The organism is Carnobacterium inhibens subsp. inhibens DSM 13024 (assembly GCF_000746825.1).
GTDB lineage: Bacteria > Bacillota > Bacilli > Lactobacillales > Carnobacteriaceae > Carnobacterium_B > Carnobacterium_B inhibens.
In genome coordinates, this window is record NZ_JQIV01000006.1 from 2,280,621 (window position 1) to 2,296,418 (window position 15,798).

Here is a 15,798-nt window from a genome sequence, read left to right on the forward strand (position 1 = left end):
ATAGATATGTTGACAAAATAATAAGGAGTGTTGTATAAATGGCAATTGACTGGAAAAAAGAAGCAGCAGCTCGAAAAGAAAATTTTCTAGCTGACTTAACAGAATTACTTAAAATTGACAGTGTGCGTGATGATAGCAAAGCGACAACTGATGCCCCAGTAGGTCCAGGACCGAAAAAAGCATTAGAAGCTTTCTTAGCTTTAGGAGAACGAGATGGATTTGTTACTAAAAATGTTGGCAATTTAGCTGGACATATTGAATACGGTGATGGTAATGAAACAATGGGTGTTTTTGCTCATGTCGATGTTGTACCCGTTGGAACAGGCTGGGAAACAGATCCGTTTAGCCCTGTAATCAAAGATGGCCGTATTTACGCTCGTGGATCTAGTGATGATAAAGGACCAGGTGTGGCAGCTTATTACGCTTTAAAAATGATCAAAGACCTAGATTTGCCAGTTTCTAAAAAAATTCGCTTTATTATTGGAACAGATGAAGAAAGTGGCTGGATGTGTATGGACCACTATTTAGCTAATGAACCTATTCCTGATTTTGGTTTTTCACCAGATGCAGAGTTCCCAATTATTAATGGCGAAAAAGGGATATTAACTGTTTATGTAAATACAAAAGGCGACAATAAAGGCGGAAAAAATGAATTGATCAGTTTTGATGCTGGTCTACGTGAAAATATGGTACCTCAAGACGCTACAGCTATTTTTACTAGTGAAGAAGCTGAACAAATCGAAAAAGATTTTTATGATTTTGTTGAAGTTTCACCAATTACTGGGACAATAAAAGTAGAAGGTACTGACGTTACCATTGAAGTAGGAGGAAAAGCTGCTCATGGTATGGCGCCTCATTTAGGTGTAAATGCTGGAACTTACTTAGCTGCTTTCTTAAATGAGTATTCATTTGGTGGAGATGCTAAAAACTTCTTGCAATTGACAGCTGATTATTTGCATGAAGATACTAAAGCTGAAAAATTAGAATTAAACTACATTGATGATGTTATGGGAGATTTAACAATGAATTCAGGCGTATTTACTTTCACTCCTGAAGATGGCGGCGTAATCGCTGTAAACTTCCGTTTCCCTAAAGGTGTGACACCTGAAGGAATCGAAATCAAAATGGAAAGCAAACTAGCAGAATTCGGTGTAACGCTTAGCCGTGGCAAAGAACAATTGCCACATTATGTATCGGCAGAAGATCCATTAGTTAAAACATTATTAGATGTTTACCAAAGACAAACTGGATTAGAAGCTCATGAACAAACAATTGGCGGCGGAACATATGGCCGTTTATTGGAACGTGGAGTTGCTTATGGAGCTATGTTCCCTAACAGCATTGATACAATGCACCAAGCTAATGAATTCATGGCGATTGATGACTTGATGAACGCAATGAGCATCTACGCAGAAGCGATTTATGAATTAATCAAATAATAAGTAAAAGCCGAATCTCCTATGAGATCCGGCTTTTTTTTAAAATTTGTACTTCAATTGTTTAGATGAAAGGAAGAGCCTAAAAGAAGAAATCACAGTAAACGTTTACTTTTATGTTGGAGTATGAAAAAATGAAAGAAATACAATTAGATAAAGTATAAGAAATAAGGAGGAGTCATTTATGGAATTAAACTTAGCGAATAAAACGGCTTTAGTACTAGCGTCTAGTCAAGGATTAGGAAAAGCGATTGCGACTGAGTTAGTAAAAGAAGGAACAAATGTTATGATTTCCAGTCGAAATCCAGATAAATTAAAAAGAGTTCAAGACGAATTAAATGGGCTTAAAAAAGGAAAAGTTGTCTTTTTTCCTGCAGATCTTACAAAAAGCGAAGACATCAACCAACTTGTTAAAGAAACCAGAAAAACATTTGGTTCTATCGATATTCTTATTAATAATGCAGGTGGTCCTCCATCAGGAACTTTTGAAGAGTTTTCAGATGAAGAATGGGAACACTCTTTCCAGCTGAATTTAATGAGTTACATCCGTACCATTCGAGAAGTCTTGCCTGACTTAAAAAAAACTGGAGGAAAAATTATTAATATTGCTTCTTCCTCTATTAAACAACCTATTTCCGGGTTAATATTGTCTAATACCTTTCGAATGGGTATCGTAGGTCTTAGTAAGACATTAGCGGAAGAGTTAGGACCATATAATATTTTGATCAATACGGTCGCTCCAGGAAAAATCGCAACCGATAGAATAACGACATTAGATGAAATGACAGCCAAAAAACAACAAGTTTCAGTAGAAGAAATCGCTAAAACTAATCAAAAAGCTATTCCACTTGGTCGTTATGGAACACCAGAAGAGTTCGCGAAGTTTGTTGTTTTTCTTGTTTCAGATGTCAATACGTACGTTACTGGATCAGCTATAATCATTGATGGTGGAAGCGTAAAAGCTATTTGATTGGAATGTAAACTTAAAAAAACGAGTTCGATAAGAGCTTGTTAAGACCAATGAGTGAAGGTAACTAGTTACTCAAGGAGGGAAGAAAATGCTGTTAAGTGTGATTATGCCTGTATACAATGCAAATGAAACTATAGGTGATGCAGTGAAAAGTGTACTACAACAATCATTTGCCGACTTTGAACTTATTTTAGTTAACGATGGATCTACAGATAGTTCAGCAGAAATTTGTGATTTACTAGTAAAAACAGATCAACGCGTCAAAGTTGTTCATCAAAAAAATCAAGGAATAGCAGTAGCTAGGAATCAAGGAATGAAAGCAGCTTCCGGTAAATTCTACGCATTTATTGATAGTGATGATCGATTTGATAGGGAAACTTTTTTGAACTTTTATGAAGCAAGTATTCAGCACAGCGATATGACGATGTATGTGATGAATTTTGATAAAGTATATGGTAAATTCAATGTACCAAAAATACGCAACAAAGATCGAGTCATAACCAACAATAAGGAAATGATACAGTTAGTTTTTACATCATCTAATGTTGCATTTTATACATGGAATAAAATCTATCATAATAGCTTATTTCGTGATATCCAATTTCCAGAAGGAAAATTTTTTGAAGATATTGTAACAACATACAAATTAGCAAAAATTTCTAAAAAAACGGTCATCTCTAATAGGATCGGATATCATTATATTAGAAGATCTAATACAACCGTCAGCAGTTCATTTTCGCCAGATTACTACGATATTGTGACAGAATGCGAACGGCTGTATGCATTAATTAAAGTAGATTTTCCAGAATTACAGCATTTGGGATTACAGAAATTTTTAGAAAGTATCATTTCTGCCGGATATAAATTGAGTCAAGCTTCAGAGTCCATTATAGTTGAAGAATTTCAAAAGAGACTACGAGAAGATATTCAGATTTATCAAGAGGATATTGATGAAGATAAAAAAGTTCCTTTATATTATAAAGTTGGTGTGAAATTGATCCAAAGCGACATTGTCAGGTATAAAGACTATTATAAAAAAAATATTAAGTTATTTATTACAGGCAAACAATCGGAATCAAAAGACGAATATTTATAATTGCTGTTATTTATTTAATAAATAGGTAACAACTGCCGGTTTTTTTTGTTAATATAAAAGAAATCGATTCATTTGTGGAGGGTAACAAATAATGGAACAATATAAAACACGAGCAGAGCTGAAATCAGATACAAAAGAATTGTTTAGAGGAAGATGGAAAGATGCAATTTTACTAAATCTTATTCCAACATTGATTACATTTATTGCATTCTTAGTTATTGTGGTTGTCTCTTTTAGCATAGCCAATCAGACCAATACACCTATTGAAAACTGGACAAATGATTCTTATGTGTCTGAAGATATAGGCGAATCAAGCAATAGTGGTAATGGGACAAGTAATGTCACTAGTGGAATACTATCTACTTTATTTACAGTTGGGATTTCTTTTACTTTTTTAGACTGGTTTAGAGATCCGGATAAGAAAATTCATCCGATAAAAAATAGTTTGCAAGTATTCTCAAGAAAATATTTTCTTAGAGCCTTTCTTATTTATATCTTAACCAGCATTTTTACTACATTATGGAGTCTACTATTTATCATTCCTGGGATCATAAAACATTATGCTTATTCTCAAGCCTATTTGATTTACAAAGATCAAACCAATTTATCTCCAAATGAAAAAATTTCTTCACTGAACTGTATCACCGAAAGTAAAAACTTGATGAAAGGTCACAAGTGGCGCTTTTTCTTATTAGAAATGAGTTTTATTGGATGGGGAATATTAGCTGTTTTATCTTTAGGGATTGGATTCTTATGGTTGTTCCCATATGAGAATGCTACAAGAGTAGCATTCTATGAGGATTTAACCAAAGGGAAATACCTAAACGAACAAGATTACTGAAATAAAAGTTAAAAGATTTGAAGCACTCTGTTCAAATCTTTTAACTTTTTTAACTAACAAGAAAAGCAAAAGAGAAAATAAATGAAGAGGAATCTATATGAACACATTGAAGCAATTAAAACAAAAAGAAATTTTTCTAGTAAGCTGTTATTTTTTTAAAAGTATTTTTTATAGCAGTATCGTCGGAATAATCGTTGGGAGCTTATCTGCATTTTTTTTAACGAGTTTAGCAACTGTAACAACTGCTCGCCTAAATAATCCATGGTTGATTTATCTGTTGCCAGTAGGAGGTGCAGTCATTAGTTTTCTTTATTGGAAGTTTGGAGATAATGCGATCCGTGGAAATAATTTAGTGATTCAAGAAGCTCAAGGCCAATCAACAAAACAAGAGTCTATTCCTAAAAGGTTAATACCCTTGACGCTTTTTGGCACATTAATCACGCACTTATTCGGTGGGTCCGCTGGAAGGGAAGGCACGGCTGTCCAAATGGGTGGATCTGTAGCAGATGCTGTAGGTCGTCTTTTTCATCTATCGAAAATAGACCGTCGTATAGTGTTAATCAGTGGAATGAGTGCCGGATTCAGCTCCGTTTTCGGTACACCTATTGCAGGTACTCTTTTTGCAATGGAAGTATTAGCAATTGGGTATGTACGTCAGGAAGCTTTATTTCCAAGTCTTTGGGCGGCTTTAATAGCTAATTGGGTAACAATTGCTTGGGGGGTGGCTCATACACATTATGATATGGGGGCTATACCAGAGGCCAATCCTTTGTTGATTGTAAAATTGCTGCTAGCAGCCATTCTATTTGGTTTTACAGGGCGTTTATTTAGCTGGTTAACCAGTACAGTAAAAGCGATTATGATTAATTGGTTTAAAAATCCTGTCTTGAAAAGTTTTATAGGTGGTCTGATTGTTATTCTCTTGGTTGTGATCATTGGTAAGAGGGATTATTTAGGACTCAGCTTACCTTTGATCGATCAAGCATTTTTAGGTGAAACAGGGCATTTTGACTTTCTAGGTAAGCTAATCTTTACATCCATTACTCTAGGTTCAGGATTTCAAGGAGGAGAAGTCACACCTTTGTTTACAATAGGGGCTACTTTAGGAAGTACATTAGGCAGTATCTTGCATATTTCTATTCCGTTTTTAGCTGGACTTGGATTTATTGGTGTTTTTTCAGGAGCAACCAACACTCCTGTAGCATGTTTTATCATGGGACTGGAGTTATTTGGGGTAGGAGCGTTGCCGTATTTGTTTTTGGTCTGTGTCGTCAGTTATCTTTTTTCTGGTAATCAAGGAATCTATGAAACACAACAGGTTTATTTACGAAAAGGCCACTTATTTGAAGAGGAATAAAATAAGTTTCTAGCAACCGTATAGATAGCTGCAATATTGGATTGACAAGCTTTCTTGAGCAAAATAGTTTATATAAATGACTATTATTGTTACTATAAGAATAGTAACAAGCTAGAAACGAGGTGAATCGTTTATGGTAGAAAGAAATAAACAAATTGAAATTTTTCTGTTTATTAATCCAATCAGTGAATCTTCTTTTAAAATGGAAAAAGAAGTATTAAAATTTATTGGAATTTATGAAAAAGATGCTCAAATGAGTATTCTTCCTTATCACAATCCTCAGACCCTTTTTAATTATATGCAAAGAAACCACATGCCAACGCAGAGTACACAATTATGGAATACCTTACAAAATGATATTTACCATGTTTCGCTAGCTTATATTGCGGCAACGATACAAGGTAAGAAAAAGGGCCGTAACTTTCTTATGGATGTCCAAGAGCAGATTGTCGATCAAGATAAGCCTTTATCAAAAAAACTATTGATTGAGGCAGCAAAAAAAGCACGATTAGATATCGAGATGTTTCTATCTGATTTTCATTCTTCATTTACTCAATCGTTGTTTCATTTAGACCAAGAAGTCTCTAAAACAATGGGTGCAACAGATACGCCAACATGTGTCTTGGTTACTACTGGAGAAGAAAAAACGACGACTCTTATAGAAAGCTCTATAACAGCTGAAGATTTGTGTCAAATGGTTTAAACAGAGATGTTTAAATCATTTTTTTCTTTTAAATTGTTGTACTAGTCGATGAATAAGGGAACCAAAATATTCTTGACAAATGAAAATAGGACTGTTAACATAACATTCATACCAATAGATAAAAGGTGTTACTTAAAACTACTAATTAAGAAAGGAGGAAGCCGGAATGAAAAAGATGATTGAATTAGACGTGTGTTGTTGTCAATGTTGTATGAAACGCTCATGTCTTCAGTTCTCATCTTTTATGGCTTCTTCCTGTTAATAAACCCTTTTCATATCCCTATATGCTGAAATTTAGCGAAATTTTCTAAATAGGTATGAAACTGTTTTCAGTGAGTGTAATGAGATAAAAGAATGATTTTCTGTGCATGAGTGTAACCACTCATGCACTTTTTTTGTCTACTTTTTTAAGACTACGTATGCTAAGAATGAGGAGAGTGAGAAATATGCTTTATAAAAAAACACAAGATTTAATTGGCCTAACTCCATTACTTGAGATACAAGGTGTTGAAATTCCAAAAGGCAGCAGAATATTTGCTAAATTGGAAATGTTCAATCCGGGAGGCAGTATTAAAGATCGTTTAGGAGTTAATTTACTTAAAGAAGCATTTGAAAAAGGGTATATAGATAAACAGTCTACTATTATTGAACCAACTGCTGGAAACACTGGAATTGGTTTAGCATTAGCTGCTCAGCAGTATGGATTAAAGGTTATTTTTACTGTTCCAGAAAAATTTAGTCAAGAAAAACAAGAGTTGATGAAGGCTCTAGGCGCAGAGTTAATTTTTACACCGACGAACATTGGAATGTTAGGTGCCATAGAAAAAGCTAAAATCTTGGCAGCTGAAATCAAAAACAGCTACATTCCTATGCAGTTTGAAAATCCGGCTAATCCTCAAACGTATTATGAAACGATTGGACCTGAGATCATGGAAGATATGGTCAACATCCCCATTCATTCTTTTGTAGCAGGAGCCGGAAGTGGTGGAACATTTGTTGGAACGGCATCGTATTTAAAAGAAAAACAATCGTCGATTCGTGCTGCTATTGTAGAACCAGAAGGCTCTATTCTAGGTGGCGGTATGAGTTATGGGCATAGAACTGAAGGTATTGGAATGGAATTTATTCCCAGTTTTTTAGACAGATCAATCATAGATCACATTTATACGATCTCAGATGAGGAAGCTTTTTACTATGTTAAACAGTTAGCCAAAACAAATGGATTGTTTGTTGGAAGCTCAAGTGGAGCAGCGTTTGCTGCCTGTTTGAAAGAAGCAGAATTGTTACCTGAAGGAAGTAACATTGTTACTATTTTTCCAGACAGCAGTGAACGTTATTTAAGTAAACAAATCTATCAATAGGAGAGTGTTAAAAATGAAAATGAAAACAAAATTAATTCATGGTGGTATTAGTCATGATGAAGCAACTGGTTCAGTAAATGTACCGATTCACCAAACGTCAACGTACAAACAAGAAAAAGTAGGCAAACATAAAGGATACGAATATTCTAGAACCGGAAATCCAACTCGTTTTGCAGTAGAAGAGCTGATCAAAGACTTAGAAGAAGGTGTACGTGGGTTTGCTTTTGCTTCTGGTTCTGCTGGAACGCATACTGTAATGTCTTTATTTTCTAAAGGAGACCACATTATTGTGGGCGATGATGTGTATGGAGGAACGTATCGATTAATGAATAAAGTGCTTGTCCATTTAGGAATAACATTTACGACAGTCGACACAAGTGATCTAAGTACCATTGAACCGGCTATTCGTCCAGAAACAAAAGCTATCTTTTTAGAAACGCCAACCAATCCATTGCTAAAAATAACCGATATTACAGAAGTAGCTAGAATAGTGAAAAAGCACAACATAATTACCATTGTTGACAATACATTTGCTACACCTTATCATCAACGCCCACTTACCCTTGGAGCCGATATCGTTGTTCATAGTGCTTCTAAGTATCTGGGAGGACATAGCGACATCGTGGCAGGTTTAGTTACAACAAATAACGAAGTAATAGCAGATAAAATTGGTTTTTTACAAAATGCTATTGGCGGAATATTAGGGCCTCAAGATAGTTGGATTTTACAAAGAGGGATCAAGACATTAGGTATACGGATGGAAGAGCATGAAAAAAATGCTCTTGAGATCGTGCATTACCTAGTCAATCACCCTAGTATTGAAAAAGTGTACTATCCTGGTTTGGAAAGTCACCCTGGTCATGAAATCGCTAAAAAACAAGCTAACGGATTTGGCGGAATGATTTCCTTTGATTTAAAAGAAGGGTACTCAGCTGAAATATTTGTTGAAAAATTGAGACTCATCACCCTTGCAGAAAGTTTAGGAGCCGTTGAAAGTTTGGTTGAAATTCCTGCTTTAATGACACATGGATCTATTCCGAAAGACGTTCGAGTAAAATCTGGAATTAGCAACGAATTGATTCGCTTGTCTGTTGGGCTAGAGGATGTAGAAGATCTGATTGAAGACTTGGATCAAGCATTAGCTTTTGTCGCGAAAAATAAGGGAGAGTAACAAGATATGGGACGTGAATTTCTAGATATTTTTACTGATTGGTCAAGTGATTATGATGAATTTGTAGAAGGGAAAGATCCAGAATACGAAGCCGTTTTTGAAGGTTATAAAGATATTTTAAAAGATATTGTTCAAAGAAGTGGTACGCGAGTATTAGAATTTGGAATTGGTACTGGAAATCTAACTCAGCAATTGGTTACAGCTGGAAAATGGGTGTTCCCAATAGAACCGTCAAAAGAAATGCGACAATTAGCAAGGAAAAAGCTGCCGAAAGAGGTCATCATTTATGACGGGGATTTACAACAGTATCCTAAACCATTGAGACAAATAAATACTATTGTGAGTTCATATGTTTTTCATCATTTGACTAACGAAGAAAAAGGAAAAGCATTAATCGATTATGCGCATCAACTTGAAATTGGAGGGAAAATCATTTTCGCAGATACTATGTTTGAATCTCAAAAAATAATGGACCAACTCATTCAACAGGCTAAACAAAATGAATTTTATACTTTAGCAGATGATTTAGAGCGTGAATATTACCCGTTGATTTCCACCTTAAGAGAACTATTTAATCAAGCGGGGTTTGAGATAGAATTTGAATAGAAGAATGAATATGTTTGGATTGTTGAAGGAACGAAACAAGTTTAATCAATTGAAAATGAACAGCATCGACTGAGGAGATGTTGTTCATTTTTTGTTCTTATTTTTCTTTTTTTGAAAGCGCATTTTTATATTAAAATGTCAGTAATTGCTGTATAATAATTATATTGTTAAAAAGATAACAAACTTAAAAAGGTGGTAGGGAAAATGGATACTCAAAATACGGGATTAATATACAACATTGAAAAAAGCATTCTGAAAAAACAAAGTTTATATGATAATAGTAAACTTCGCTATTTTGTACGTGCTATGTTAGCTTGTTTGTTTTTAACTTTAGGAACAGCTGTAGCCGTTATGATTGGCCAAGCAGGTGAAGAAATAGCACCCGGATTAGGTAAAATGCTTTATGCATTTATGTTTAGCTGGTCATTGGTGATGATTATTTATATGAATGCAGAACTGGGCACTTCAAATATGATGTACATGACAGTAGCTATACAAAGAAAACTAATAAAACCTAAAAAAGCTTTGTCAATATTATTCTATTGTCTCTTATTTAATTTAATCGGTGGAATTATTGCTAGTTTAGTTATATCTTTCACATATAAGTTTCATGCACTACCAAGTGATCATTATCTCTTTACAGCAGTAGCTGGAAAATTAGCTAAGACACCTCTTCAAATCTTTTCGGAAGGTATATTTGCTAATATTATTGTAAATACTGCTGTTTTCTGTACCATTCGCATGAAAGATGACGCTGGAAAAATTATTGCTATGATATTTATTATTTTTATTTTTGCTTACTTAGGCTTTGAACACGTTATTGCCAATTTTTCATCTTTTTCACTAGCCTTTTTTGCTTCAGGCGGAACAGTCCCTGGTATGACAATCGGTGCTGTCTTACTGAATTGGGTCGTAGCTTTGCTAGGCAATTATGTAGGTGGCGCATTAGTGATCGGTCTGCTTTACTCTTGGTTAAATAAAGATCAAACAGAATACGTTGATTAGTAAATAAATAGCCCTAAAAAATCTGATACGTGTGTATCAGATTTTTTTTATTATAGACTCTATAGGTTTACGATTGACAGAAATCTAAGCTAGACTACATAATAAGAATGAGGAGAGGAGTGTTTATTGATGAAGGTGATACAAAATATACAGAATAAATTTCAAGGATTCATTCAAGCTTGTAAACGGTATCCACTAAGTGTTGTTTTTTTAGTTGCTATTGCTGGGTTAAATGCTTATATGATCCAACAGGAAGCAGACGATTACACAAGGTATCTTTACAGCTTTTTTATAGGCATTTTTTTAAGTGCAACAGCACAGCATGTATATGAACGTTTTTTTGAAAAAACTATGCAACGTATCTTATTAATGGTCGGAGCCATAATATTGACTGTTTTATACTTTTATACTATTGGTTCATCCACTGACTATGATCCGGAAACAACTATTAAGACTGGGATCATTTTCTTTGCTTTAACGTTTGCTTTTATGTGGATTCCTACTATAAACAGTAAAGTTACTTTTAATAAAAGTTTCTTAGCGACGTTTAAATCCTTTTTCACGACAGTATTATTTTCAGTAGTTCTGTACGCAGGGATTGGAGTTATTCTTTTAGCTGTTGACCAATTGTTATTTTCTTTAGATTATAAAGTGAATTTACACTGTCTAAATTTAGTTGCTTCACTATTTGCGCCAATTTTTTTCCTTTCGGGAACGCCGCTTTATCTAAGCAAACAAGACGAATCTACTCAGTCTTTGGAAGAGCAGGCTGATAAACAAGAACAGATCGAACAAGAGCTAATGGTTCCTAAAGTACTAGAACTTTTACTTTCCTATATTGTTATTCCATTGACAGCTATTTTTACCATAATATTGTTAGTTTATCTTTTACAAAATATCACAGGAGAGTTTTGGACAAACAATTTATTAGAACCTATGTTGGTTTCTTACGCTATTACGGTAATCATTGTGTACTTTTTAGTGAGTACTATAAATACAAAATCGGCTAATTTCTTCAGAAAAATTTTTCCGAAAGTATTGGTACCCATTGTTTTGTTTCAAACTGTTTCTTCTGTATTAAGAATTCAAGAAACGGGACTAACACTCGGTAGATATTACGTTATTTTATTCGGAGTATTTGCATTTATTGCTGGAATTATTTTCAGTGTTTTACCTGTTAGAAAGAATGGATGGGTAGCAGTGGTCTTAATAGTTTTTTCTTTGATCTCAATCCTTCCTCCAGTAGATGCTTTTACGGTTAGCCGTGTGTCTCAAACAAACTTATTAAAGGAAACACTTGTAAAGAATAATATGTTGGAAGGAAATAAAATCATACCGAATGCTTCTATTCCAGATGAAGATAAGATCAAAATCAGCCAAACAATTGATTATTTAGCTAGTATGAACTACAGCAAAGAAATTGAATGGCTAGCACCATATAATCAACGATTAAACTATCAGTTTGAAGAAGTTGTCGGTTTTGAACCGGTTTATGATGAGTCAAGTTTTTCACCTAATCAATCTTATTATGCAACGATAGATTGGAAAGGGAGTCCGCTACTTTCGATTGAGGATTATGACAAAATGATCGTATTTTCTCAATATGATTCACCGACTCTCTCAGCAATAGATTTTGAAGTTGAAAATTCAACATATGATATAATCTCCAAAAATGAAGATAATACAACCAACCTTTCATTGATAAATGAACAGAATGATACTCTTATCACTATTGATCTTCAAGAGACGATTGATCAAGTTGCAGCAAGTGCACAAACTAAAAATGTGATTACTTTAGAAGAAGCAACCGTTACTACAGAAAATGAAGAAGCTAAGATGAATATTGTGTTTACCTCTATTGACATTTACGATAATAAATACAATAGTGAGTTTTATCTATTTATTGATATTAAATAAAAGCATAAAAGCACTTGGTTAATCTTATAAGGATTAATCAAGTGCTTTTTCATGACCATTATTTTTAATTAACTTAATCATGATTTAAGCTTTTAAGGAACATGTCATTCCTGCTACGAAACTCTTTTGCATAATTAAGAATAGAACAAGTGTTGGCATGGTAGCAATCGTTATTGCCACCATTTGTACACCATAATTTGCTACATAAGAAGCGGAGGATAAACCGGAAATAAGTAGTGTCATCGTATATTTATCTTCAGTTTGCAGTATGATCAAAGGCAACAAATAACTGTTCCATGCATTCATAAAAGAGTAGATAGCAGCAGCTGCATAAGCTGATTTCATCATTGGGAAAACTAATTTAAAGAAAATTTTGTAGTTGCCTGCTCCTTCGACCCTACCTGAATCAATGATATCATCTGGAAAGGACTTAAAGCTTTGCCTAAAGAAAAAGACAAGAAAAATATTCGATACAGACGGTAAAATGATAGCTAAATGTTGATTAATCAAATCTAAACCAGCCATCATTTTAAACAGAGGGATAACAAGCGTAGCAAATGGAATCATCATAAATAATAAGAGAATAGAATAAATAATCTCACTTTTACGAGTCGTAAACTTTTCAAATCCGAAGGCAGCCATTGAGGTAACGATTAAACTTAGCACCACAGTAACCAGAGATACTTTTAAAGAATTCCACATAATGAGTGGAATATTATACCCTTCAAGTAAATCACTGAGATTTTTCAATAAATTAGATCCAAGTGATAGTTTCCCTTCCGCTATTTGATTAGATGTATTCGTTGCTCCTGCAATCATCCAATAAAAAGGAAAGATGGAAACAAAAGAGCATAGAATCAAAAAAGTATATTTCAAAAAGCTAAGTGCTTTTGATCTCATTAAAATTTCCTCCTTACGTAAAAAATTATTTTTTATTGGTAATAGCGAGTTGAATAATGGATAATACCGCAACGATGGCTACTAAAGCCCAAGATAAAGTCGCTGAGTAACCAAAATTAGAAGTGTACACAAAAGAATGATTATAGATAAGTTGTGCTGCTGTAAGAGTCTCGTTAGATGGGCCGCCACCTGTAAGATTAACCACTTCATCGAATAATTGTATGGTACCAATTGTTGAAGTGATTGTTGTAAATACGATAACGGGTTTAAGCTGTGGAATAATCACACGGAAAAATTTTTGAAAGGCATTAGCTCCATCTATTTCAGCTGCTTCTAAAGTATCTGTGGATATATTTTGAAGCCCTGCAAGGTAAAAGACCATATTGTATCCCGGCCATCGCCAACATAAAGCAATAATAATCGTAACTTTTGCCCAGAATGGGCTATTCAACCAATCAATTGGAGATTGAACCAATCCAATAGTAAGCAAGAAATCATTAACTACGCCGCTAACTTGAAACATCATTTTAAATAAAACGGCATAAGATACTAATGAGGTAACACAAGGTAAAAAAATAGCTAGTCTAAAAAAGGTTTTGCCTTTTAAATTAGGCGAATTCAGTAAGAAAGCTAACAGCAGTCCCAATATCAACATGATAGGAACTTGAAAAATCAAATAAGTAAAATTGTTCATGAGTGCTTTTCTAAAAACATCATCTTGGAACATACGAAGATAGTTACCAAATCCAGTAAAAACTGAGTTTAAACCTCTCATATTATGAAAGGATATATAGATGGAGTAAAAGATCGGATAAAGCAAAAATATTGAGCTGAAGATAACAGCAAACGATATAAATTTCCAAAGATCCGATTTTTTTGATGTATGTTTTAATTTCATAATGGTTCACCCCCATATAGTAAAGAATAAAAAATGCGGCCAGCAGGAATAAACTACTAACCGCAATCCACTAAGAATATTATTCTCCTATTTGCATAGTGTAGTATTCTTCAGCTTGTTCAAGTATTTCATCTAAAGTAAGTTTGTCATCAAAGTAATCTTGTAAAACAGATCTCAAAGCTTCATAAGCAACACTGGTATTTACTCCATAATCTACCCCAGGAATTTCTTCGGCCCAGCTTGAAAAGTCTTTATAGATCTGTGCGTCATTGAAGTAGGGATCTTTGTATTGATAAGCTTCGCCTGTTTGAGATGGAATATAGGTTCCTACAGCACCATTTTCTACTAGAATATCTTGATAAAATTCATCATTTCCTGCAAATTCAGTTTTGAGGAATTCTATTGCCAGATCTTTGTTCGGAGAATCCTCTAAAACAAACCAGCTTGATCCGCCTAAATTAGAATAAGGAGTCGCATTTTCCACTGTTTCCAATAGTGGAAGGTTTGTATAAGCCCATTTACCAGCTTGATCTTCAGCTGAATTTATCGTAGCAGAGTACCAGACAGCTGAATTGACCGCAGCTATTTCCCCGCTTGTTACAGCTCCAATTCCTTCCGGAGCGAAGTAATCAACTGGTTTAGTTAAATCATTTTTTTCAATTTCTTTTAGGATTTCGGCCATTTCTCGTACAACTGGATTATCTTTTAAGAAGATTTCTCCATCTTCATCAAAGTACCAGACACCAGCAGATTGCATAGCCATTTGAATGTAATGTGTTCCTCTATTAGGAATAAAAGCTACAAACCATTTTCCTGTTTTTTCTTTAACATCTTTCCCAATGTCAACAAATTTAGACCAAGTTAAATTTTGCATATCCTCTTCAGTGTAGCCCGCTTCAGCTAAATAATCTGTACGATAATAAAGACCAGCAGAGCCTGAATCAAAAGGAACAGCATAAATACCCTCATTATGGGTTACGGCTTCAACTTTATAAGGAGCAAATTGAGCAAAATCAATCTCTTCAGATAATTCGGAAAAACTTTCCTTCATAGTTGATCAAGAAATTTTGAGCAGCATAATCTTCGACTAAAACAATGTCTGGCAATCCTTCAGAAACACCTGAAGTAAATCCAGAGACAAGTTTTTGATCTGATAAAGGTTTTTTAGTATCTTCATTTGACATTTCAACTACATCAACTTTAAAATCTTCATGACCATCTTCTGTATAATATTCTCCAGCACGTTCCATAATAGGAATATTGAAATTTTTATCTCAAGCCCAGACAGTTATAGTAGACTCATCTGAACTTGCAAATTGATCTGGATCACTCCCAGACTCAGAAGAACCAGAACAAGCTGCTAGCAAAGAAAGTGTTACTGTACCATAAATCAAACCCAACCATTTTCTTTTCATTAGTAATCCCCCCAATAAGATTAATTAACCTCAAGTATAAATATTGGTATTCTTTACTCACAAAAATCATACGAATAAATAATGAATACGCTTTCATTTTAAACTGATAAATGCATAACCAT

General features: G+C 34.2%; 16 protein-coding genes. 11 read left to right on the forward strand and 5 right to left on the reverse strand.

The window, feature by feature from the left end:
- Positions 1-38 precede the first annotated feature (38 nt).
- The 11 genes from pepV to BR65_RS12105 all read left to right on the forward strand — a co-directional run bounded on the left by pepV (position 39) and on the right by BR65_RS12105 (position 12,463).
- Positions 39-1,439, forward strand: a complete 1,401-nt coding sequence (pepV, locus tag BR65_RS12055) for a dipeptidase PepV (RefSeq protein WP_034538381.1) — start codon at positions 39-41, stop codon at positions 1,437-1,439.
- A gap of 181 nt (positions 1,440-1,620) precedes the next feature.
- Positions 1,621-2,406 (forward strand): SDR family oxidoreductase, encoded by a 786-nt coding sequence (locus tag BR65_RS12060; protein ID WP_023177049.1) that lies wholly within the window; start codon positions 1,621-1,623, stop codon positions 2,404-2,406.
- 88 nt (positions 2,407-2,494) lie between these two features.
- Entirely contained in the window at positions 2,495-3,502 is a 1,008-nt protein-coding gene (locus BR65_RS12065; protein ID WP_034538383.1) for a glycosyltransferase family 2 protein, read from the forward strand.
- 91 nt (positions 3,503-3,593) lie between these two features.
- Positions 3,594-4,343 (forward strand): DUF975 family protein, encoded by a 750-nt coding sequence (locus BR65_RS12070; protein WP_023177052.1) that lies wholly within the window; start codon positions 3,594-3,596, stop codon positions 4,341-4,343.
- A gap of 97 nt (positions 4,344-4,440) precedes the next feature.
- Positions 4,441-5,700, forward strand: coding sequence for a voltage-gated chloride channel family protein (locus tag BR65_RS12075; RefSeq protein ID WP_034538385.1), 1,260 nt, complete (start codon positions 4,441-4,443; stop codon positions 5,698-5,700).
- Between the two features lie 133 nt (positions 5,701-5,833).
- Complete coding sequence (locus tag BR65_RS12080) at positions 5,834-6,403, forward strand: DsbA family protein (RefSeq protein ID WP_034538387.1); 570 nt, start codon at positions 5,834-5,836, stop codon at positions 6,401-6,403.
- 446 nt (positions 6,404-6,849) lie between these two features.
- A complete protein-coding gene (locus BR65_RS12085; RefSeq protein ID WP_023177058.1) occupies positions 6,850-7,764 on the forward strand; it encodes a PLP-dependent cysteine synthase family protein in 915 nt (304 codons plus the stop codon).
- A gap of 13 nt (positions 7,765-7,777) precedes the next feature.
- Entirely contained in the window at positions 7,778-8,935 is a 1,158-nt protein-coding gene (locus tag BR65_RS12090; protein WP_034538388.1) for a cystathionine gamma-synthase, read from the forward strand.
- A 6-nt stretch (positions 8,936-8,941) separates the two neighbouring features.
- Positions 8,942-9,541 carry a class I SAM-dependent methyltransferase gene (locus BR65_RS12095; protein ID WP_051932774.1) on the forward strand — a complete coding sequence of 200 codons (600 nt, stop codon included), beginning with the start codon at positions 8,942-8,944 and terminating at the stop codon, positions 9,539-9,541.
- Between the two features lie 204 nt (positions 9,542-9,745).
- Complete coding sequence (locus BR65_RS12100) at positions 9,746-10,546, forward strand: formate/nitrite transporter family protein (RefSeq protein WP_034538390.1); 801 nt, start codon at positions 9,746-9,748, stop codon at positions 10,544-10,546.
- A gap of 129 nt (positions 10,547-10,675) precedes the next feature.
- Positions 10,676-12,463, forward strand: coding sequence for a DUF4153 domain-containing protein (locus tag BR65_RS12105; protein WP_034538393.1), 1,788 nt, complete (start codon positions 10,676-10,678; stop codon positions 12,461-12,463).
- 84 nt (positions 12,464-12,547) lie between these two features.
- Here the strand turns inward: BR65_RS12105 and BR65_RS12110 are convergent, their stop codons facing one another.
- The 5 genes from BR65_RS12110 to BR65_RS14115 form a co-directional block, all read right to left on the reverse strand.
- Entirely contained in the window at positions 12,548-13,363 is an 816-nt protein-coding gene (locus tag BR65_RS12110; RefSeq protein ID WP_034538395.1) for a carbohydrate ABC transporter permease, read from the reverse strand.
- A gap of 25 nt (positions 13,364-13,388) precedes the next feature.
- On the reverse strand, positions 13,389-14,261 hold the full coding sequence (locus BR65_RS12115) for a carbohydrate ABC transporter permease (RefSeq protein ID WP_051932777.1): 873 nt from the start codon (positions 14,259-14,261) through the stop codon (positions 13,389-13,391).
- Between the two features lie 79 nt (positions 14,262-14,340).
- A complete protein-coding gene (locus tag BR65_RS12120; RefSeq protein WP_244877172.1) occupies positions 14,341-15,312 on the reverse strand; it encodes an ABC transporter substrate-binding protein in 972 nt (323 codons plus the stop codon).
- Positions 15,284-15,511 carry a hypothetical protein gene (locus BR65_RS14110; RefSeq protein ID WP_244877173.1) on the reverse strand — a complete coding sequence of 76 codons (228 nt, stop codon included), beginning with the start codon at positions 15,509-15,511 and terminating at the stop codon, positions 15,284-15,286. The genes BR65_RS12120 and BR65_RS14110 overlap by 29 nt, the downstream gene beginning before the upstream one ends.
- A gap of 24 nt (positions 15,512-15,535) precedes the next feature.
- Positions 15,536-15,676 carry a hypothetical protein gene (locus BR65_RS14115; protein WP_244877174.1) on the reverse strand — a complete coding sequence of 47 codons (141 nt, stop codon included), beginning with the start codon at positions 15,674-15,676 and terminating at the stop codon, positions 15,536-15,538.
- Positions 15,677-15,798 lie beyond the last annotated feature (122 nt).

Bases quoted from the DNA above. Each gene is read 5' to 3' on its own strand.
- BR65_RS14110 (WP_244877173.1), bottom strand. From the start codon at position 15,511: ATGGAACGTGCTGGAGAATATTATACAGAAGATGGTCATGAAGATTTT.
- BR65_RS12065 (WP_034538383.1), top strand. From the start codon at position 2,495: ATGCTGTTAAGTGTGATTATGCCTGTATACAATGCAAATGAAACTATA.
- BR65_RS12075 (WP_034538385.1), top strand. From the start codon at position 4,441: ATGAACACATTGAAGCAATTAAAACAAAAAGAAATTTTTCTAGTAAGC.
- BR65_RS12090 (WP_034538388.1), top strand. From the start codon at position 7,778: ATGAAAATGAAAACAAAATTAATTCATGGTGGTATTAGTCATGATGAA.
- BR65_RS12110 (WP_034538395.1), bottom strand. From the start codon at position 13,363: ATGAGATCAAAAGCACTTAGCTTTTTGAAATATACTTTTTTGATTCTA.
- BR65_RS12100 (WP_034538390.1), top strand. From the start codon at position 9,746: ATGGATACTCAAAATACGGGATTAATATACAACATTGAAAAAAGCATT.
- BR65_RS12115 (WP_051932777.1), bottom strand. From the start codon at position 14,261: ATGAAATTAAAACATACATCAAAAAAATCGGATCTTTGGAAATTTATA.
- BR65_RS12095 (WP_051932774.1), top strand. From the start codon at position 8,942: ATGGGACGTGAATTTCTAGATATTTTTACTGATTGGTCAAGTGATTAT.
- BR65_RS12080 (WP_034538387.1), top strand. From the start codon at position 5,834: ATGGTAGAAAGAAATAAACAAATTGAAATTTTTCTGTTTATTAATCCA.
- BR65_RS12120 (WP_244877172.1), bottom strand. From the start codon at position 15,312: ATGAAGGAAAGTTTTTCCGAATTATCTGAAGAGATTGATTTTGCTCAA.
- BR65_RS12070 (WP_023177052.1), top strand. From the start codon at position 3,594: ATGGAACAATATAAAACACGAGCAGAGCTGAAATCAGATACAAAAGAA.
- pepV (WP_034538381.1), top strand. From the start codon at position 39: ATGGCAATTGACTGGAAAAAAGAAGCAGCAGCTCGAAAAGAAAATTTT.
- BR65_RS12085 (WP_023177058.1), top strand. From the start codon at position 6,850: ATGCTTTATAAAAAAACACAAGATTTAATTGGCCTAACTCCATTACTT.
- BR65_RS12060 (WP_023177049.1), top strand. From the start codon at position 1,621: ATGGAATTAAACTTAGCGAATAAAACGGCTTTAGTACTAGCGTCTAGT.
- BR65_RS12105 (WP_034538393.1), top strand. From the start codon at position 10,676: ATGAAGGTGATACAAAATATACAGAATAAATTTCAAGGATTCATTCAA.
- BR65_RS14115 (WP_244877174.1), bottom strand. From the start codon at position 15,676: ATGAAAAGAAAATGGTTGGGTTTGATTTATGGTACAGTAACACTTTCT.